This window comes from Bradyrhizobium sp. 179 (assembly GCF_023073535.1).
Lineage (GTDB): Bacteria > Pseudomonadota > Alphaproteobacteria > Rhizobiales > Xanthobacteraceae > Bradyrhizobium.
The window spans coordinates 1-19,757 of sequence record NZ_JADPJR010000107.1; the positions used below are offsets into that span (position 1 = coordinate 1).

The 19,757-nt window shown below is 61.3% G+C and carries 15 protein-coding genes and 3 pseudogenes; 4 read left to right on the forward strand and 14 right to left on the reverse strand.

Annotated features, from left to right (window positions below):
• Positions 1-941 precede the first annotated feature (941 nt).
• Positions 942-1,163: a hypothetical protein gene (locus IVB12_RS24645; RefSeq protein ID WP_247302891.1), complete on the forward strand. Its 222-nt coding sequence runs from the start codon at positions 942-944 to the stop codon at positions 1,161-1,163.
• A gap of 450 nt (positions 1,164-1,613) precedes the next feature.
• Here IVB12_RS24645 and IVB12_RS24650 read toward each other — a convergent pair whose 3' ends face one another.
• Positions 1,614-2,039 (reverse strand): NUDIX domain-containing protein, encoded by a 426-nt coding sequence (locus IVB12_RS24650; protein ID WP_247302894.1) that lies wholly within the window; start codon positions 2,037-2,039, stop codon positions 1,614-1,616.
• A 444-nt stretch (positions 2,040-2,483) separates the two neighbouring features.
• Positions 2,484-2,981 (reverse strand): annotated as a pseudogene (locus IVB12_RS24655) (transposase); the annotation flags it as partial.
• Between IVB12_RS24655 and IVB12_RS24660 the strand changes: the two are divergent.
• Positions 2,941-3,162 (forward strand): hypothetical protein, encoded by a 222-nt coding sequence (locus IVB12_RS24660; RefSeq protein ID WP_247302966.1) that lies wholly within the window; start codon positions 2,941-2,943, stop codon positions 3,160-3,162. The pseudogene IVB12_RS24655 and the gene IVB12_RS24660 sit on opposite strands and share 41 nt — an antisense overlap.
• A 189-nt stretch (positions 3,163-3,351) precedes the next feature.
• On the opposite strand, the gene IVB12_RS24665 is transcribed toward IVB12_RS24660, so the two are convergent.
• From IVB12_RS24665 to IVB12_RS24675, 3 genes and pseudogenes are all read right to left on the reverse strand, one after another.
• Complete coding sequence (locus IVB12_RS24665) at positions 3,352-3,969, reverse strand: hypothetical protein (protein WP_247302896.1); 618 nt, start codon at positions 3,967-3,969, stop codon at positions 3,352-3,354.
• Positions 3,966-5,131: pseudogene (locus tag IVB12_RS24670) on the reverse strand (ERF family protein). The gene IVB12_RS24665 and the pseudogene IVB12_RS24670 overlap by 4 nt, the downstream one beginning before the upstream one ends.
• A pseudogene (locus IVB12_RS24675) lies at positions 5,115-5,666 on the reverse strand (endonuclease); the annotation flags it as partial. The pseudogenes IVB12_RS24675 and IVB12_RS24670, both read right to left, overlap by 17 nt.
• 321 nt (positions 5,667-5,987) lie before the next feature.
• On the opposite strand from IVB12_RS24675, the gene IVB12_RS24680 reads away from it, so the two are divergent.
• Positions 5,988-6,527 carry an HAD family hydrolase gene (locus IVB12_RS24680; RefSeq protein WP_247302898.1) on the forward strand — a complete coding sequence of 180 codons (540 nt, stop codon included), beginning with the start codon at positions 5,988-5,990 and terminating at the stop codon, positions 6,525-6,527.
• A gap of 1,907 nt (positions 6,528-8,434) precedes the next feature.
• Here the strand turns inward: IVB12_RS24680 and IVB12_RS24685 are convergent.
• The 3 genes from IVB12_RS24685 to IVB12_RS24695 all read right to left on the reverse strand — a co-directional run bounded on the left by IVB12_RS24685 (position 8,435) and on the right by IVB12_RS24695 (position 11,358).
• Complete coding sequence (locus IVB12_RS24685) at positions 8,435-8,692, reverse strand: hypothetical protein (RefSeq protein ID WP_247302901.1); 258 nt, start codon at positions 8,690-8,692, stop codon at positions 8,435-8,437.
• Between the two features lie 652 nt (positions 8,693-9,344).
• Positions 9,345-9,650 (reverse strand): hypothetical protein, encoded by a 306-nt coding sequence (locus IVB12_RS24690; RefSeq protein WP_247302903.1) that lies wholly within the window; start codon positions 9,648-9,650, stop codon positions 9,345-9,347.
• 484 nt (positions 9,651-10,134) lie between these two features.
• The gene (locus IVB12_RS24695) at positions 10,135-11,358 is read right to left on the reverse strand and encodes an AMP-binding protein (RefSeq protein WP_247302904.1); all 1,224 of its coding nucleotides are present in this window, start codon (positions 11,356-11,358) and stop codon (positions 10,135-10,137) included.
• Positions 11,359-11,447: 89 nt separating this feature from the next.
• Here IVB12_RS24695 and IVB12_RS24700 point away from each other — a divergent pair, with 89 nt between their 5' ends.
• Positions 11,448-12,599 carry an AGE family epimerase/isomerase gene (locus tag IVB12_RS24700; protein WP_247302906.1) on the forward strand — a complete coding sequence of 384 codons (1,152 nt, stop codon included), beginning with the start codon at positions 11,448-11,450 and terminating at the stop codon, positions 12,597-12,599.
• On the opposite strand, the gene IVB12_RS24705 is transcribed toward IVB12_RS24700, so the two are convergent.
• The 6 genes from IVB12_RS24705 to IVB12_RS24730 all read right to left on the reverse strand — a co-directional run bounded on the left by IVB12_RS24705 (position 12,596) and on the right by IVB12_RS24730 (position 19,741).
• Positions 12,596-13,435, reverse strand: coding sequence for an ABC transporter ATP-binding protein (locus IVB12_RS24705; RefSeq protein ID WP_247302908.1), 840 nt, complete (start codon positions 13,433-13,435; stop codon positions 12,596-12,598). The genes IVB12_RS24700 and IVB12_RS24705 overlap by 4 nt on opposite strands.
• A gap of 141 nt (positions 13,436-13,576) precedes the next feature.
• Positions 13,577-14,860 carry an ABC transporter substrate-binding protein gene (locus IVB12_RS24710; protein ID WP_247302910.1) on the reverse strand — a complete coding sequence of 428 codons (1,284 nt, stop codon included), beginning with the start codon at positions 14,858-14,860 and terminating at the stop codon, positions 13,577-13,579.
• A gap of 42 nt (positions 14,861-14,902) precedes the next feature.
• Positions 14,903-15,976: a branched-chain amino acid ABC transporter permease gene (locus tag IVB12_RS24715; RefSeq protein WP_247302912.1), complete on the reverse strand. Its 1,074-nt coding sequence runs from the start codon at positions 15,974-15,976 to the stop codon at positions 14,903-14,905.
• Between the two features lie 3 nt (positions 15,977-15,979).
• Positions 15,980-16,873 carry a branched-chain amino acid ABC transporter permease gene (locus IVB12_RS24720; RefSeq protein ID WP_247302914.1) on the reverse strand — a complete coding sequence of 298 codons (894 nt, stop codon included), beginning with the start codon at positions 16,871-16,873 and terminating at the stop codon, positions 15,980-15,982.
• A 118-nt stretch (positions 16,874-16,991) separates the two neighbouring features.
• Positions 16,992-18,923: a long-chain fatty acid--CoA ligase gene (locus IVB12_RS24725; protein WP_247302915.1), complete on the reverse strand. Its 1,932-nt coding sequence runs from the start codon at positions 18,921-18,923 to the stop codon at positions 16,992-16,994.
• A complete protein-coding gene (locus IVB12_RS24730) occupies positions 18,920-19,741 on the reverse strand; it encodes an ATP-binding cassette domain-containing protein (protein ID WP_247302918.1) in 822 nt (273 codons plus the stop codon). The genes IVB12_RS24725 and IVB12_RS24730 overlap by 4 nt, the downstream gene beginning before the upstream one ends.
• Positions 19,742-19,757: the final 16 nt, after the last annotated feature.

Genomic DNA, 19,757 nt, shown 5'->3' on the forward strand with positions numbered 1-19,757 from the left:
ACCGATCTCGATAAAACTTGCCAGCGTCCAGACCGGCCATTCCGGTGGTTGCGTCAGCCCTTTCTGGACTTGCGCCAGGTAGCGCATGACCTAAACTTTCCGAACCGTCAAAAATGGGGCGGATAGAGGGCGTCTCGTGCTATGCATCGACCTAACATTGCGATCCGAAACACGCTAATGCGCTGCGTCTGCGCACTGTTTTCAACAGCTCGGCACGCATAGGAAAGGAACACTTTCATTCCGGCAATTTGAAGCGCCGTAGAGCAGCTGCTGATCGAAAGCAGCCCTTTAGGTTGCTGTGTAGTTCGAAGAGTCGCGACAGAGTCAGGGGGTAGGCTGTCCGGAATCCACTTGGCATGTTGCTTACGCGTTGCCTCCGATCATCCCGGACGATCGGCTCGACCGTGCATAAATGCTCAGGCCACTGGGTAATCAGTCTCCGCGCATCCACAACTCTTTCGCAGTGGAAAAATTCTGAGGCGGCAGACCCGTGCCGTTTCGCCCCACAAAACTGGCCCGCCACAACAAGCGGTTTTGTCCGGCATGAATGCCGAGTGGCTGCGCAAGCGGAGCTGCCCGAGGCCATTCACCTTGCGTTGCGTGAGTCAACGAAGGGACAGGCGGCGAGCGGGATCAGGACGGGCGTCCGTGCAATGTGAACATTTTTCCGTCCCGAACGGTTGAGCGCCGTTCGGCCGGCTGAGCAAAATTTGCCAGACATCGCCCCGTACGGATACGCTGGAAGGCCTATCAGTGCCGGATTGAAGCTTCGCGACTGGCCTCTACTGACAAGACTTGGACCAAAACCAAACATGCGTGGCTGCGGCCGAGCAGTCAGCATCTTGAAGCATCTGCGCCCTTCGGCCACCTGAAGACAATGACCTTCATCGCTGCGCTGCGCCGCGATTGGATTGGTGCGCCCTGGCTCGGTGGCGCGCCCCGTGAATGGTGAGCTCTTCACGCTCTACGTCGAAAAGGTGCTGGCGCAAAGTCTGGCAGAAGGCGAAATCATGATCTTCAAAAACCTCAGAAAACCCAAGGGCTCGAGGCAACTTGGAAAGCCAGTGCCGGGGAAAATATTCATTCGTGGCGTGCATTTATGCAAAAAGCGTAGAAGGCCAGGAGCTGAACACGAGCTAGATGCACTCGCCGAACGCTTTTAAGGGATTCCCCCTCTGGACATGGCGCACGATCCTGGCCGTAGGCTAAAGTTACCATCCAGCAGGACCAAAAGAAACCGGGCCGAAGTTGCGAGTCGGCAGGAGTATGGACTGTAGATTACGAACGGCATCACCGACCGCGGCCGGCATCTATCATGAAACGTAGGAGGGGGAAGGTGAAGCGGCGCCGGGCAATCCACTGCTGCCTACGTCTTGTCCGTGCGCTCACCCACGGGTGAGCATCATACTGTTCAGTTTAATTCGGAGACCTGCTCACGAAGGCGAATTGCTCGCGATGATTTTGCTCGTTTGTGCCTTTTGGAGCAGCAGCCAAGCGCAAATATGCGGGACTCATCCGGTGGGACCTTGGCGCCTCGATCTCCGACCGGCAATGAACTCAGGCGGCAAACGCCACGCCAAACTCGAGGGCAGTTTGCAGCTAAACGCACAGGACTAAAGGCGAAATCCAAAGCACTGGAGGGCAACATGAGCGGACGGGACCAGCTTATGGGCGATTTTTGGAATCGATGCAGGCTGCATCAGAAGTAGCGTTCCTTCACTGACAATCAACTGTTCGAGGGGGACATTGCGGGCTACGAAGATCTCTCCATGTACGACGCCCCCTGGCACGTCGGGATCGTCTCCAGCTCGCGTAGCCAAGTGCTCAAAACGGCAAGCCGGCAAACGACAGCCGATCTCCTCATAAACCTCTCTTACAATACATTCCAGGAAAGACTCGTTGCCTTCGCGATGGCCTCCAAACAATCCAACTTTCCCCGGATGTAGGATTCCAGGAACAGTGTCACGCTGCTGCAATAGAAGACGCCCGTCCTGAGCAAGAAGAATGGCGGCGGTCGCTTCCCGTCGTTTACCGTTCATGAGATTGCATCAAAGCGCCATCGGTGGTCGATGATAGAATTGATCGTCGCCGACCGTTTGCGCTGACAGGTGCCTCCTTGATCGACGACGAGCCGAACAGGACCTTGCTGAATCGTAAGGTTTGGCGGCGCAACCGGCGCGCCGAAAACACTAATGCGAGCGCGCGAGATCTGCATATTTAAACAACCATGTCTCTCGTCGTCAGAGCTTGATCTAGGAGCGAAGGTCGAGCGGCAATTGGTCGCCTATGTCCGGTCTTCGGGTTGCGCGAACTTCACGTGGTGAGCATCGCCGGAGCTCTCGTTACAAATTAGACGAGTCTGTGACTTGGCAATCGTGTCCCGTGGAGTGGTGTAGCTGGCGGAAGACATCAGCTTGCCACGACGGGCAAGCCACCCGGGAAATCATAGCTCAATGGGACGGTAGTTTCTAGCGTAGGATAGCGGCGCGCTGCACAGCCCATTCTCGTCTTGTTTGAGCAGGATCGTGCCGACAAGGCGAACGAGGTCCTTGTCGGGAAGCTGCCGACGACCTCGGTCACCGCTGGATCTGGCCGATAAGGCGCTCGATCGGGTTGATCGAGTGCAGCTTGGCGGGTGCGGAGCCGGAACAGTCATGCTAGGCAAGCATAGCTTCAATAATGAAAGTGAGCGAGCTTGGGGCAGTTTGGGACGGAGCTGGTCGGCAACCGGTAGCGATGGCTGAGACGACGCGCCTGCCGCTCTTGCCGGCATGCGCCAGGTCCTTGTTGGCGCGGCAGCTCTGCTGGATGCCGTTGAGCTTGGCGACAGCCTTGACCTGCGAGGCGTCACGCTGGTGGTCTTCGACGCCCATTAGGGCCCTAGGGCGGGGAACCTTGCGCAAGAACGCGGTCCAGAATGCCTCGGCCTCGGAGCAGCCGATGTCCATGCCGAAAATCCCGCGTCGGCCGTCACTGTTGACGGCGGGAGTTCTGCCAGGGATTAGAAACAGCGGCCAAGTTGTGGCTGTTCCCGCCCGGCAGCCAATCCTGCTGGAGCAGATCTTTGCGATTTCCGCTGCGACAGGTATCCCGCTCCTGATCCTCGCGCTTATGCTCACCATGGTCGCAGCCCAGCTTCCAATTGGCTTCCATCTGGTCTGAACCGAGAAACATGAGTTGGGAAATTCTGCGCAAAAGGTAGGCCGCTTAATGCCCCTCGAGCCCATTTGTCGCTGAGCCCACCCCTGTCGGCCAGGTGCACAGCCATCGAGGCGTTGAGACTTGGCGTGTTTTGATTTACGAGGGAGGGCTCTGATGGTGCTTCTGCAGTTTATAAGTCCATACGTGAGGTCAGTCCTGATCTTCGGATCTTCGTGCTATCGTGCAGTTTGATGTGGCGCGATTGGAGTTTGCTTGGCCCGATCGGCGAAAATTTATCAATTCTCTTATTAGCAGGAGCCGCCGAAGCTGCGTTCCGTTCAGGAGCGCTTCAAACAGGGACAGAATTTCGCGTGCCTGGATGTAGACTTCCATGTTCAGGGCGTGCTGATCGAAGCCGTAGGAGCGGAGCCGGGTTTCGATTTCAACCGCGGCAGACCGGTCGAGCTGCCAATCCAGCGCGTTCCTAATCGTGTAGATTTCGGCGGCGTCCTGTAAGTCGGGAGGCATGCCCGCGACGTCCACGCGCCGAAGCGTCATCTCGACAGCCTTCTGCCGGTACGCGCCAAGGAGCCTGTGTCGCAGAACCCGGTAGCGCTGCATCTCCCAGGAGAGTTCGGCAATGTCGATGGTGAGGAGCCATTCGATAGCGGACCGCGGATTGATGTCGCGAAAGATTGCAGCCTGAAGCGCGTGATAGTGATCGATGTTCTCTCCAGCCAGGAGCTGTGGTGGAGGACAAAGCGCTTCGAGGTGAGGGGGCAACACAGCCAGCGTTAGCGGGTGAGGACGATCGATTGGAGTATTCATTGCCGTTGCACGTGCAAGAGTGGAGTTTGGCTAGGTGCAGAGTGGCTCGCTCCATCCGTCAGATGAACGGGGCTCGCATCCCAAAGATCCTTGGCGATTGATAACAGGTTCGCCCACCAAGCTCGCTCGTTGCCGTGGCGGTGGAGCGATTGATGGTGCGATCGGCAGAGCGGCACCGTGAACTCGTCGCTCACCTTGCGCCCTAATGTTCTTGGCTGAGCAAACTTCAGATGATGCGCATCAGCGGAGGTCTTCTGGCAGACCAGGCAACCCTGGCTGCGGATGAACGCGAGGTGATCCTTGCTGCGTCGTCGGGGCGGCTCTTTCGGGAAGGCGAGGCCGACTTGCTCTTCGGGAGTAGGAGCAGCTGCATGAACTTTGCTGGGCGCCGCCGTTGGGCCTCCATCGGCGGGAACTCGGTCCACTGAGGACACAGGCTGCTGGTCTGCTAAATAGGCGTCGGGAAGGGCGGCTTCCTCAAATGTTTTCTGGTAGGCGGCCTCGAGTACGCGGGCGTCCGCCTCCAGAAGGGTGTTCTTGAGCGGGAGGCCGATCTTGGCCCAGGCAAGCAGCTCTTCGCTGCCCTCCCGCTGCGCAAGCTCGCCCAAGAGCCGGTCCAGGAGCTCGGCGGAGCGTTCAGGGCTAAGAGAGGAGGGCGGTTCAGGCCGCTTTTAGGGGCCTTCCCCTTCGGTCCTAGCGCACTCTGTGGTCGCTTGGCAGCTGGAGGCGCTGGAACGATGTCAGGGGCGTCCAAATCATCCTCCCCGGCGATCCCGCCCAGGGCAAAGAGAGCATATCGGCGAGCGTAGGTCAGCGCTGTTCCCATCCGATGCGGCGCTTCAACCTCCTTGGCGGCGCACACCGGAAGGTCCGAGGAGATCCATTCGCCGGAGGCGTGGGCCAGCAGGGTCGTGAGATGGATCTGGCCCGTGCCCTGCTCGATCCGGCTGGTCTGGATGGTGGCGATCTCCTGCTGGCTTAGCGTCTTGCGGACGATGTCAAGGCCAGAGGCTAGCGAAGCGTAACGGAAGGTCCGGTCGTCTTCCCGCGGGAAGGGCGACCGGATCACGGCGGTGAGGGTCTTCTCGGGGTTCATGAGTTCAGCCCGGGCGCGGGCAAGCGCGGCCGCGATGGTCCCGATCCGCTCACTGGACTGGTGCATCGGAGCCCTCCGTCGCGCCGTGGGCCTCGAAACTCACCGCGCCGGACTTGGAGCGCTTGGCTTTGATGCCGTGGCCGGTCGCCTCCTTGGCATCCTCCGGCATGAGCTTCTTCAGATCAGCCTTGGCGGTCTCATGCTCGCCATGGGCCTCCCGGGTTCGAAGGTAAGTCGCTGCCAGTTCAGCCCAGTGATTGGACGTCGACATGTCGACGACTCTGACGGCTTCCAGGCGTGGGCGCGGCGTCTCGATATTGAAGAGTGCTGGAGGCTCACCGCTTTGGACGCAGCGCCAGAACTTCTTTTCGGCCGTGAGCAATAGGTGCTGGTAGAGCGGATCGGCGTGGACTCTGATTTCTACCTATTTTCCGCCGCCGGTGATGATTGAGAGCACCGAGCTTCGCGCGGCCGTGACCCACATGTTATGCTGTAGCTGCGCCATGTGTTTTTCGGCTGCCGCTTCCTCGGTGAAGGCCCACGGCAGCATGAACTTCGCCTCAAACACTGCGTCGGTTTGCTCGACGGTGCCGTCCAGGGTACCGGCGCTATAGTCGCGCTACGCGCCCGGTGGAATCAGTAACGCTCCAATCGCATACGAATGCCAGTCCTTTCTGCAGCAACATTGTTGCTCGCTTTAGCCGCAGCAATGGCTCTTATTCTCACCCGCTTAGGGCAAGGACGGGAGGAGTCTGACCGGTATCAAAGCGACAAAACGAAGCCAATCGACGCATGAACAGCAAAGAGAAAGACGCGAGATGCGCTGGCAGAGCACGATCCTGCCTAATCCTGCGACATGTTGAAAAGAAGCAGGGATTGTCGGAAGATCAGCTGTTCTCCATGAAACGTGGGCCCGTAAGAATTGATGCGTCCGGCAGTTTTTTTTGATCGTGATGGCGTCCTCAATGAGGACGACGGCTATGCTTTTGACCCGAACAAAATCCGGTGGGTGAAAGGGGCCCAGCAGGCCGTCAAGGCAGTCAATGATGCTGGTTATTTCGCGTTCGTCGTGACGAACCAATCAGGAATTGCCAGGGGGATTTACGAGGAGCAGCATGTTCGCAATTTGCACGAATGGATGTTGCGTGAGCTTGCTGTCGTTGGTGCGCATATTGATGCGTTTGAAGTTTGCCCGCATCACCCTGATGGTCTGATTGCGCGGTATCGTATCCTCTGCAACTGCCGCAAGCCGCAACCGGGGATGATCAAAGCTCTGCTTGAACGGTATCCGGTAGATGTCGGTGCCAGCTTCATGATCGGCGACAAGCAGAGCGATCTTGCTGCAGCGCAAGCGGCCGGCATCGCAGCCCATTTGTTCGATGGGTCAAACCTCCATGCGTTCATCGCCCCGCTGTTGAATGAACGGGGTTCCGATCACCCCGCATCGAACACGGTCGCATAACCGCCGCGGGAAAGGGAGATTCACGCTTGCGATCGTTCACTCGTTAGCCGAATTAAGGAGGTAAGTTGGCGTCAAAGCGACAAATCGAAGCCAATCGGTCGAACGCAGCAAAGAGTACAGGCCCGCAAACGAGCGCCGGGAAAGCAACCTCGAGCCGCAACGCTTATAGGCATGGCTTATCGCGGTGGGACGAAGCCGCTGGTTCTGGGCCCGCCGGGTTCGATGCAGCCCTTGCAGAGGAGCTTGACGACACGGGCTTGGAAGTCGCACTTCAACATCTGGCTCAAGCCAGGAGCCGACAGGATCGCCTCCGAACTCTTAGGCTCCGTCTGATCGCCGCCGTGATCGAGTGCGCTGAACCAAAGCCAAATGAGAGATCTGTCGAGTTTGGAACGATATGAGAAGGCCGCCCTGTCGCGGCAGCGGAGAGGGCTCAAACGCCTGAAGCGGAAAAGTGGATAAGGTCGTCCACAAGGAGCCGTGCCGACCATCGAAGCGGGAGTTCACTGTTCTACTTGATGGTGCGGCAGAACTTACGTCGACCCAGCCCGCCCTTGAGGTTCCTCATTGGCCCAATTCGATCCTCTGATAAGACGCCGTAGCGAGTCGGTCAGCAATTCCGTATTAAGTTCCTTCGAGATCACATCGAAAAAACCGAAATGAGACTTGCATCGTCGGGCAAAACAGTGGTTTATAGGGTGCTGGTCCCACTCAGAAACGACGAACCAGCCATGACTGATGACTTCAAAGCGTTATCTGATTTGCCCGCGCTCGCTAGGCTCAATGGTTCCGAAGGAATTACGGCAAGCTTCTCGGCGCTCTATACCTGCGCTCCATCAATGCCGCCCGTGGACGCTCCTGGCTTTGGACCGCGTTGCTTTCGGCCGCTTGCTCCGCGGCACTGGCATGGCTCGGCAGGCGGGGTGCGTTGTTATAAGCTGCCGGGTAATAGCTTGAACGAGGCGATTGCCGGATTGAAGTGAGTAATTCCTGTCGCGCTCTCGCTGCTCCGGAAAAATCGCGGAAAGGGGCGGCGCAACCTACGACCAGGCGAGCGATCTTCCCCATGCGTTCTTGCACGAGCTCCGGCGCAAGGTGCAGCCACGTAGCTCTCGGCGAAGCGGCTAAACCACGCCGCCAAAATCGATGCCTTCCTTGGCAAGCTCCTCGGCTTCCTCGGCGGAAGTGGTGGGCTTCGTATCAAGGTAAGGATGCTCGGAAGCCGGCAGGATGGTGCGGATGTTCTGGCCGTCGGCCCGGGTGATGCGGGCAACCCAGCGCCTATGCCCGCGCTCAAAACGCTGGATGTGGTACTGCGTGTCGTAGTCAAAACGCTTGAACGCAACTGACGCTAGCGCGGTCCTCCTTCTAGCCGCGGTGATGCCGCTGCAAAGGTCTTAAAGCCAAGCTAAGATCGCCACCGTGAGCCGCGCAATGGGTCGGACTGCAACGTTCTACGATTCGGGAAATCGGGCCGGAGAGTAAGGCGTCCTCAGTCCGTCATATTGATCCTCCGGACAATTTGGTTTTGCTACCTTCTCAATCGCGTCGTAGGGTGGCACGGCGAGGCGATGCAAAGCGGCCAGGCCCAAGAACTCGCAGCTCGCTTGAGGCGTTGCCGGGAGCTTGCCAGCCCTTCAGGACAGAACCTGCGGCGAATGATCCGGGACCTCGAAGTCCAGAAGTAGCAAGGCCGGCTTCGCCGCTGCGGCCGGGAGCCCGGATTTTGCAACGGTGTTGTATCGCCATGCCAAGGGAGATTACCATAACGCTTTGGTCTTTAGCCGCCGCCTGCGTGGTGGCGTTTAGCTTTGCGGCTATCCTTTCTCCTCAGTAGCCTCCAGTTGTGATGGGCCGGCCGATTGGCAGCCTCTGCTACTTTGGCCGACTTTTTGGTCTGCTCAGAGTCACGGCAGGAAAACTTCGGCAAGCGTGATATTACTCGGAAGCATTCCAATCTTCGGTTGACGATCCCCCGAGGGACCATCGTGCAGATTAAGCTTCCAGTGACCGATCTCAAAGCAGCACAGCGTATCGAAAGCATTGCGCTCCAGGACGAAACCGGGAGCCACGTAGGCCAATACCTGTTTGGGAAGGGCCATGGCCGAACCGTATTCCTGTTGGGGAAGTACAGAGGCAGTTTCAAAACGCACGCGGAGTGCCAAGCGTTCGTCGATGGAGTCCTTGCGGTGATCAGTGCTTCTGATGAGTCAGCACCTCTGCTGTAGGGCGGCGCGCGTCCACGTCGGCAGACTACCATGGCCATCGACTCGTCACGGCGGGCGTAGCAAATCCGATATTGGCTTTGAGCCCTTCTGTGACACTGGGCTCATAACCGCAATTCCGCCGCCATGGGGGTGAGCGGATATTGGTCTCGGTATCAGCGCCGCCCGCGGATATCCAACGAGCAGCTCTTACGGAAAGGCAGGCCGTCCCGTTCACACGCAGGCAATCGCTCCAGCCGCCCGAACTGATGCGTCCTCCTGCCGCTTTAATCGCGGCGGCGGCGTGTTCGACAAGCCGTGCCCTCAGCTCTGACCAGACAGGACGCCCATCGAGAAATTCGCAATTCGGCTTCGGTGTGTAGCCGAGCAATCGATAGAGATTCCGAAAATTGCCAAAGTGGGTTCGACAGGTCGCAGAGCAGGGAAGGCCCGGAGTTCGATTGATAATGGTCGGTGTCAGACGGCCTTCTTTGAGAAGAGTCTTGCGTAGACGAACGAGCAGAGCTTCAGTCGAATCGCCGCAAATCAGACGGTGCGCTCCGATCCGCCATAGGTCTTTCGCCCCGAAGCGGAGATGCCTTGCCGCGTCTTGCTAGTAGACATTCTCGCCCCCTGCGCGGGCAATGGCGAGTGCCTCCTCCAACGCCCTGAGGCGCCCGACGTCGCGCTCATATTCAACAAGATACGGATGCAGCGTCTCTTCGTCCCAGGGCGGCGGTCCCTCCCTTAGGAACACGTATCCTGCGAGATCAATCGGCACGTCCTTGGGAACATGGAAGACTGATGACTGCCGCAGGGCCTCTGGTTCAAGCAGCCCAGCCCGATCAAATTCCCGCAAGAGCTGCTTGATGGCTTGCAGCTGTCCGCTAGCCGCTTTGGCGAACTGGCTATGAAGCATAGCCTCATGCGGATGCAGTTTCGTTGGCCGGCCGCCGAGCTTGACGATCTAGCAGGGACGCGACATCCGGCCTCTTCGATGAGCGGCCTGCGTCTACCTCTTTATGTCGATTTGGCTGTCGCCGCGTCCCGAACTGCGTGTGCTTTGGCGGCTTGCCGTACCCTATTTCATAGGAACGCGACTTCGCTCCAGCGCGAGCTGGCTCGTGTTCGGGACTGTCGTCATCGTCAGATTGCATCGTCTCAACTCCTCGTTTGGCGTAACGCCCCAGGAGTGAGACCATCTTCTGCAGCAGAAGCCACGCAAAGACGCCGCACACCGAGGCGCCACTGGCGCGCATCCGGTTCATGTCGGTTCTATCGGTGTTGCGGGAGTTCGGCCGCTAAATGGTTGAATTCACTATTTTTGTCACGGGCTTGGGTCGGCTGCCGGCCGAAGTTTATTGAGTTTGGCCTGTTAATGCCCGATCGCGTGATTAGCGGCGTCAGCGTTCGTCCGCGATCACCTTGCCGTCATTCGGCAGCACGCCGGGGCTGACCAGCTCGACGTTGCCGCCGAGCTTCGTCACGGCACGCAAGGTGCTGGCGATCTGCTCGCGCAACGCGTCGCTCACGGCTGTCGTTTCCGCTTTCAGCGTCATTGCGTCGGTCTCGCCCTGGCGCGAGACGACGAGGCGTAGTCGTCCGAGTGCGGAATGGCGCTTGCCGATTTCGGCGATCTGCTCGGGGCGGACGAACATGCCCTTCACCTTTGTAGTCTGGTCGGCGCGGCCCATCCATCCCTTGATGCGCATGTTGGTGCGCCCGCACGGACTGACGCCCGCCAGAGTCGCGGTGAGGTCGCCGAGTGCGAGGCGGATCCAGGGATGGTGCGGGTCGAGCGAGGTGACGACGATCTCGCCGACGTCGCCCGGCGCAACCGGATCCCCCGTGCCGGGCTTGACGATCTCCAGGATCAAGTCCTCGTTCACGACCATGCCTTCGCGAGCTTCGGTCTCGAACGCAATGAGGCCGAGATCGGCGGTGCCGAAGGCCTGATAGGCGTCGATGCCGCGCGCCTTGATCTCTGCCTGGAGCGAGGGCGGAAACGCCGCGCCCGAGACCATAGCGCGCTTGATCGAGGAGACGTCGCGGCCGCCGCTTGCTGCGGCGTCGAGCAGGATCTTCAGGAAATCCGGCGTGCCGCTGTAGCCGACCGGCCGGTAAGCCTCGATCAGCTCGAATTGCTGTTCGGCATTGCCGGGACCTGCCGGAATCACCGCGCAACCAAGCGCGCGTGCCGATGCGTCGAAGATGAAGCCGCCCGGTGTGAGATGGTAGCTGAAGGTGTTGAGCACGATGTCGTTCGGGCGGAACCCGGCTGCGAACAGCGCCCGTGCGCCGCGCCAGGGGTCGGCTTGGCGCCCCTCCGGCTCGAAAATAGGCCCAGGGGAGGTAAAAAGGCGGGCGAACGACCCTGGCGCGGCCGCCACAAGGCCGCCGAACGGCCTAGAAGCCTTGTGCAGGGCCGGTAGTTCCGACTTGCGCAGCACCGGCAGGCCCGCCAGCGCCTCTCTAGACCTCACCGAGGCGGGGTCGAGGCCCCTCAGCCGCTCGGCATAGGCTGGAGCGGCCATCGCGCCGCGCAGGACCTCCGGGAGCCGCGAAAACAGCTCGGCCTCGCGCGCGCCCTGGTCGCGCGTTTCGAGGGCGTCGTAATGAGCGGTCATGGCTGATCTTTCCGGGTTGGCATGGTCCGTTGCACGCCGCCGCCGGCATCGGTATCAGACCGCCATTGGCGAGGCTTGAAGACGACCCGATGGCGGACGAAGGAAGTATTGCGGCGGACGAGGCGGTGGGCGTCGTCGCGCGCCTGAAGTGCCGCATGATCGACGAGGCGCTGCCGCTGTGGTCGACCGTGGGCTGGGATCACGCCACGGGCGGTTTCATCGACCGGCTGCACCCGAACGGTACGGCGGACGCGGCCGCGCCGCGCCGCGTGTTCGTGCAGGCGCGCCAGATCTATTGCTACGCCAAGGCCGCGCAGATGGGCTGGTATCCCGAGGGGCGAGCGATCGCGCTGAAGGGGCTGGAGCATCTGTTGGACAGAGCGAAGGCGCCAGACGGCCGGCCCGGCTATGTGCACCGGCTGACGCCGGAAGGGGCGGTGCTGGATGCCCGCCGCGATGCCTATGACCACGCCTTCATCCTGTTTGCGCTCGCGACGGTCTACGCCTTCGACCGGGATGCACAGGTGCGCGCCGAGATGGATGCGCTGCTCGGCTTCCTCGACGGCCATCTGCGCTCGCCGCATGGTGGCGTCCACGAAGGCCTTCCGGTCTCGCTGCCGCGCCGGCAGAACCCGCACATGCATCTGTTCGAGGCGATGATCGCCTGCTTCGAGGCGACCCACGATCTGTCGTTCCAGAACCGCGCCGGTGAGTTCTTTGCGCTGTTCCTCGCCAACCTCTATGACAAGCGGAAGTGCGTGCTCGGCGAGTATTTCGAGGAGGACTGGTCGAAGATCGAGCCGATCAGCGTCGAGCCGGGTCACCAGGCGGAATGGGTCTGGCTCCTGAAGGGTTTCGAACGCATCACGGGATGCCCGACCGGGCAGCGGCGCGCCGAACTGTTGGCGACCTCGCTGCGCTACCGCGACGAGGCCACGGGCTGCCTGATCGACGAGGGCGACGACGCCGGCAACATCCGCCGCAGCACGCGTCGGCTGTGGCCCCAGACCGAGATCGCGAAGGCGTGGATCGCGCAGGCCGAGTCCGGCGAGGCCGGCGCGGCGGACGAAGCGCGCGCAGCGCTGTTGCGGCTCGAACGGCATTATCTCAGCCATCCTGTGAAGGGCGGCTGGTACGATCAGTTCGACCGCGACGGCAAATCGCTGATCGACACCATTCCTGCGTCGTCGTTCTATCATGTTCTGTGCGCCGTCACGGAAGCGGAGCAGGTGTTGGGTTAGAGCCAACGCTTGCGCCGCTTGAAGCTCTTGAGGTTCTTGAAGCTCTTGCGCTGGTCGCCGGCGCCGCCGAGGTAGAATTCCTTGACGTCCTCGTTGTCGCGCAGTTCGTCCGCGGTGCCGTCGAGCACGACCTTGCCTTGCTCCATGATGTAGCCGTGGCTCGCCACCGAGAGTGCGGCGCGCGCGTTCTGCTCCACCAGCAGAATGGTGACGCCGAGGTCGCGGTTGATCTTCTGGATGATCGAGAACACCTCCTTCACCAGCAGCGGCGACAATCCCATGGACGGCTCGTCCATCAAGATCATTTTCGGGCGCGCCATCAGCGCGCGGCCGATCGCAAGCATCTGCTGCTCGCCGCCCGAGAGATAACCGGCAAGTCCGGTGCGTTCCTTCAGGCGCGGGAAGTAGTTGAAGACCATGTCGAGGTCGGCATCGACCTCGCGATCCCTGCGGGTGAAGGCGCCGAGCCTGAGGTTCTCTAGCGAGGTCATGTCGGCGACGATGCGCCGGCCCTCCATCACCTGGAAGATGCCGCGGCGCACGATCTTGTCGGGATCGATGCCGTTAATGCGGTCGCCCTCGAACAGGATCTCGCCACGCGTGACCTCGCCGTCCTCGGTCTTGAGTAGTCCCGAGATCGCCTTCAGCGTCGTCGACTTGCCGGCGCCGTTGGCCCCTAGCAGCGCCACGATCGCGCCCTTGGGCACATCGAGGCTGAGGCCGCGCAGCACCAGGATGACGTCGTCATAGACGACCTCGATGTTGCGCACGCTGAGGAGGGCGGACGCAGGCACGATGCTGGGGTTGGGGCGCGTTGCTTCGGCAGTCTGGGTCATACAGTCTTCTCCGCTGTCGTCACCCGCGAAGGCGGGTGACCCAGTATTCCAGAGACGCCCAACGTTCCCGAGAGGTCGCGGCGTACTGGATCCCACGCCTTCGCGGGGGATGACAGTTGTGTGGGGGGCGAAAGCGGGGGCTCACCACCCCAGCAATTCCGCCTTGCGCGGCAGTTCGACGGTCTTGACCTTCTCGAGCTTGATCGTGCCCTTGGCCATGAGGTCGTTGAGGTCGCCATCGGTCGCACCTGAGACCTTGGTGCGATAGAGATCGACCTTCAACGTGCCGCGGTGGTCCTTGTCGGTCCAGGTCGAGGGATTGCAGACGCCTTCCATCCCGGCCGGAACCCAGTCCTTCTTCTGGTAGAAGCCTTTGGCAACGTTCTCGCCCGTGGCGCCGCCGTTCTTGGCAGCCCAGTCGAGCGCTTCCTTCATGTACAGCGCTGAGCAGACGGCGGCGACGTAGTGTACGGGGCGATAGACCTTGCCGGTGGGATCTGACATCTTGGAGATCTCCATCAGGGTCTTCATGCCGGGCGCATCGCCGCCCCAGCTCACCGCGGTGCGCAAGGGGAAGATCACGCCGTTGGCGGCATCGCCTGCAGTCTTGGCGGCGTTCTCGTCCATGCCCCAGACGTTGCCGAGGAACTGGATCTCGACGCCCGCGGTCTTGCAGGCCTTCATCACCGAGATATTGGAGGCCGCGGTGTTGCCGAGATAGGCGTAGTTGGCACCCGAAGATTTCAGGCTGAGGCACTGCGCGCTGTAGTCACCGGGTGCGAGCGCGAACACGAGCGGCGGCAGCACCTCGAAGCCGAGCTCCTGTGCCATGGCTTCGCCGGCGGCCTTCGGCGCGTTCGGATAGGGATGGTTGGCGCCCATGTGGACGAATTTCGGCTTGCCGGACTTTCCCTTGGCCTTCCAGTCCTCGGCCGCCCACATCAGCATCGCGCGTAGCGCGTCGGAATAGCTCGGGCCGTAGAAGAAATTGTAGGGAGCAGGCTTGGCCTTGCCGCTGACGCCTTCGGGATCGGTCAGCGCGGCGGCATAGGAGCCGGACATGTCTGGAATCTTGTCCTGTGCGAGGAAGCCGGTCAGCGCCTCGGTGTCCGCGGTGCCCCAGCCCATGATCGCAGCGACCTTCGAGTCCGGCGCCGACCACTTCTTGTAGAGCGCGATCGCACGCGGCACCTGGTAGCCATAATCGTTGGTGTCGACGTTGAGCTGCTTGCCGCCGACGCCGCCGTTCTTGTTGACCCAGGCGAAGGTGTCGGCGACGGCCTGTCCATAGGGCGTGCCCACGTCGGAGGTGCCGCCGGAATAATCGGCGAGATGTCCGATCGCGATCTGTGCCTGCGCGCTTGCCGAGAATGCGGCGATCGCAAGCGCGAGCGATGCGGTGCTCAAAAGGGACTTCATCGTCATGGGTCGGTTCCTCCTGTTATTGTTTAAGTGAAGCTTCCGCGCTCAATGCGAGAACGGGTAGAGTTTCCAGTAAGCCTTGATCTGCCGCCAGCGATGCGCGAGGCCATCAGGCTCGAACATCAGGAACGCGATGATGATCACCCCGATCGCGATCTCGCGCAGGAAGGTGATGTTGTTGTTGAGCGAGAGCGCCTTGTCGATTGCGCCTCCCTTCAAGTGCAGGCTGAGGAATTCCATCGATTCCGGCAGCAGCACCACAAAGGCGGTGCCCATCAGCGTGCCCATGATCGAGCCGGTGCCGCCGATAATGATCATGGCCAGGAACAGGATCGAGCGCTCTATGCCGAAACCTTCCTGGGAGACCACGAGCTGGTAATGCGCATAGAGCGCACCGGCAATGCCGGCGAAGAAGGCGGCGAGGCCGAACGACAGCGTGCGGTACTTGGTGAGATTGATGCCCATGATCTCCGCTGAGAGATAATGGTCGCGGATCGCCACCAGCGCGCGACCGTCGCGCGTGCGCATCAGATTGGTGACGAGGATGTAGCTCGCCAGCACATAGGCCAGCACGACGTAGAAATACTGCCTATCGCCGCGCAGCGTGTAGCCCAGAATCGAGAACGGCTCGGCGCTCGCAGGCACCGATCCGCCCGAGAACCATTCGGCGCGGGAGAAGAAGTCGAGCAGGATGTATTGCGCGGCCAGCGTCGCGATGACGAGATAGAGGCCCTTCAGCCGCGCCGCAGGGATGCCGAAGATCAGCCCGACCAGCGCAGTGACGATCCCGGCGAGCGGGATCGCGAAGAATACCGGGATCGGCGCGTTGTTGGAGATATAGGCCGATGTGAACGCGCCGAGCAGGAAGAAGGCAGCGTGCCCGATCGAGATCTGGCCGGTGAAGCCGACCAGGATGTTGAGGCCGAGCGCGGCGATCGAGAAGATGCCGATCTGGATCAGGATGCTGAGCCAGTAGCCGCTGAAGAATTGTGGCGCGAGACACAGCAGCAGCACGCCGGCGATCGCAAAATTGCGGCTGGTCGTGGTCGGGAAGATCGTGGTGTCCGCGCCATAAGTGGTGCGGAAATCACCAGCGGGGATGAGGGCAGGGCCGGCCATGGGTCAGATCCGCTCGATGTCGTGGGTGCCGAACAGGCCGTAAGGCTTGATCATCAGCACGATGATGAGGACGTAGAAGGGCGCGATCTCGTAGAGATTGCCCCAGTGCAGATATTCGCTGTCAACATATTGCGCGACGTTCTCCAGTAGCCCAATGATGATGCCGCCGAGCACGGCGCCGCCGACCGAATCGAGTCCACCGAGGATCGCCGCCGGAAACACTTTGATGCCGTAGGCCGCAAGGCCAGAGGACACACCGTTCACGACTGCAACGACGACGCCGGCGACGGCCGACACCGTCGCGGAGATCGCCCAGGCCATCGCGAACACGCTTTTCACGGAAATGCCGAGCGACTGCGCGACCTGCTGGTTGAATGCGGTGGCGCGCATCGCAAGACCATATTTGGAGACGCGGAAGAACCAGGCCATGCCGATCATCATCGCCACCGACACCACAAGGCTCATGACATAGACGGTCTGGATCTGAAGGCCGAACAGGCTGACCGACTGGCTCTCGAACACGCGCGGGAACGGCTGCGGATTGACGCCGAATATCCATTTCAGCGTCGCCTGGAGCACGGTGGAGAGGCCGATCGTCACCATGATCACCGAGATGATGGGCTCGCCGATCATCGGCCGCAGGATCAGGACCTGGACCGCGATGCCGAAAACGAACATGAACACCAGCGTCATCGGCATGCCGATCCAGAATGGCACCTGGTATTTCGCCAGCAGGGCCCAGCACACCCAGGCGCCGACCAGCAGGAGCTCGCCTTGCGCGAAATTGACGACCTGCGTCGCCTTGTAGATCAGCACGAACGACATCGCGACCACGCCATAAAGCGTGCCGACCACGAGGCCATTAACCAGGAGCTGAAACAGGAAGGCGGTGTTCATGTCGGTCGACCCAGCTCGTCATTGCCAGGCCCGACCCGGCAATCCATCGATGTGGACGGAAGCTTGCTCGGAAGAGGATGGATGCGCGGGTCAAGCCTGCGCATGACGATCATGCGTGTCACTCCGCGGCCTCCGCCATGTGCCGATGCCCACCCAGATCCACGACGCGCAGGGTCGTGCGGACGCGCTGCGTGGTGCCGTCCTGGAAGCGGATCACGGTGTCGACGGGAATGTCTGAATCGCCGCGGTAGATCGCATCGATGATCCCTGCGTACTTCTCGTTGATGACGCTGCGGCGCACTTTGCGTGTGCGGGTGAGTTCGCCGTCGTCGGCGTCGAGCTCCTTGTAGAGCAGCAGGAAGCGCGAGATGCGCTGGGCCGGCGGCAGCGTCGCGTTGACGGTCTCGACCTCCTGGCGCAGCAGCGTATAGACCTCGGCCCGCGAGGCGAGGTCGCTGTAAGTCGTGAACGAGAGCCGGTTCTTCTCCGCCCATTTCGAGATGATGGAGTAGCGGATGCAGATCATGGCGGCGAGGGTGTCGCGGGCGGCGCCCAGCACCACGGCCTCGGCGATATAGGGCGAGAACTTCAGCTTGTTCTCGATGAATTGCGGCGAGAAGCGCTCGCCGCGCGATGTCTCGGCGAGATCCTTGATACGGTCGATGACGACCAATTGCCCCTGAGCGTTGAAATAGCCAGCGTCGCCCGAGCAGAGCCAGCCGTCCTTGAGGTCAGCGACGCTCGCTTCGGGGTTCTTGTAATAGCCGAGGAACATGTTGGGATGCCGCACCAAGATCTCGCCGACGCCGTGGACGTCGGCGTTGTCGATCCGGATCTCGACATTGTCGGCCATTGGTACGCCTGTCGTGTCGGGATCGACCTTGCCCTCGGGATGCAGCGTATAGGCGCCCAACAGCTCGGTCTGGCCATAGAGCGTGCGCAGCGGCACACCCATCGCCTGGAAGAACTTGAACGTATCAGGACCGAGCGCCGCGCCGCCGGTCGCCGCCGAGCGCAGACGGGTGAAACCGAGCCGGTCGCGCAGTGCGCGGAACAAGATCGCGTCGGCAAAACCCGAGCGCTTACGGTGCGCGAGTGCGGCCAGACCCGATTTCATGCCGACATCGAACAGGCGCTGCTTCAACGGCGTGGCGTCCATCACCTTGGCGCGGACATCGGCTGCGATCGATTCCCAGACGCGCGGCGCGAACAATACGAAGGTCGGCGCGATCTCGCGCAGATCGTTCATCATCGTATCGGGCTCTTCGACGAAGTTGATCTTCATCCGGCACAAGAGGCCTTTGCCGAGCACGTAGACCTGCTCCATGATCCAGGGCAGCGGCAGCACCGAGACGTATTCGTCATCAGGTCCCTTCGGATCGAAGGCGAGATAAGTCGCGCAATGGCCGAGCACGCGGCCGGCCGCGAGCATCGCCAATTTTGGATGCGAGGTGGTACCAGACGTCGTGCAGAGGATCGCGACGTCCTCACCCTTGGTCGCATCCACGAGCCGATCGTAAAGCTTCGGATCCCGAACGGCCCGCGCGCGGCCGAGCTCGGCGAATTTCTCGGCCGACATCAGCCTGGGATCGTCATATTTCCGCATGCCGCGCGGATCGGAATAGATGATGTGCTTCAGCTTCGGCACGCGCTCGGCGAGGGTGAGCAGCTTGTCGACCTGCTCCTCGTCCTCCGCGAAGACGAGCTGCGCTTCGCCATAGGTCAGGAGATAGGCGGCTTCCTCGTCCAGCACGTCGCGATAGAGCCCGAGGCTCAACCCGCCAACGGCATGGGTCGCGACTTCCGCCGCGACCCAGTCCGGCCGGTTGTCGCCGATGATGCCGATGACGTCGCCGCGGCCGAGGCCGAGCTCGACGAGCCCGAGCGCGAAGTCGCGCACCCGCGTCTGGTAGTCGTTCCAGGTGAAGATGCGCCAGAGCCCGAGATTCTTCTCGCGCAGCGCGATCTCGTTGCCATGCTCCCTCGCATTGAGCCGGAGCATCTTGGGATAGGTGTCGGCCTGCGCTACGCGTCCTGCGTAATCCATCATGCCGCGCTCTCCTGCGCCGGCGGGGCATCGTCCGGATCGACCAGCACTTCGTCTTCCTCACCAAGATAGGCACGCTTGACGTGAGGGTCGGCAAGGACCGCCGCGGGATCGCCCTCGGCGATCTTCTTGCCGAAGTCCAGCACCATGACACGATGCGAGATGTCCATCACCACGCCCATGTCGTGCTCGATCATCACCACCGTCATCCCGAACTCCTCGTTGAGATCGACGATGTAGCGCGCCATGTCCTCCTTCTCCTCGAAGTTCATGCCGGCCATCGGCTCGTCGAGGAGGATGAGGCGCGGCTCCAGCGCCATGGCGCGGGCGAGCTCGACGCGCTTGCGCAAGCCGTAGGAGAGGGTGCCGGCGGTGGCTTTTCGCACCGATTGGAGATCGAGGAAGTCGATGATCTCCTCGACCTTGCGGCGGTGCTCGAGCTCTTCCTTGCGCGCGCCGGTGAGCCAGTACAGCGAGCCCGTGAGGAAATTGTTCTTCAGGAGGTGATGGCGCCCGACCATGATGTTGTCGAGCACGCTCATGTGGTGGAACAGCGCGAGATTCTGGAAGGTGCGGCCGATGCCGAGCGAGGCGCGGGCGTTCGGCGTCAAACCGGTGATGTCGCGACCCTGGTAGAGGAGCTGGCCTTCGGTCGGCCTGTAGCGGCCGGAAATACAGTTCACGATCGAGGTCTTGCCGGCGCCGTTGGGCCCGATGATCGAGAACAGCTGGCCTTGCCTGATGGCGAAGCCCACATCGGCCAGCGCACGGACGCCACCGAATCGCAAGGACACGCCGCGCACTTCTAGACTAGTACCCACCAACAAATCCCTCCCG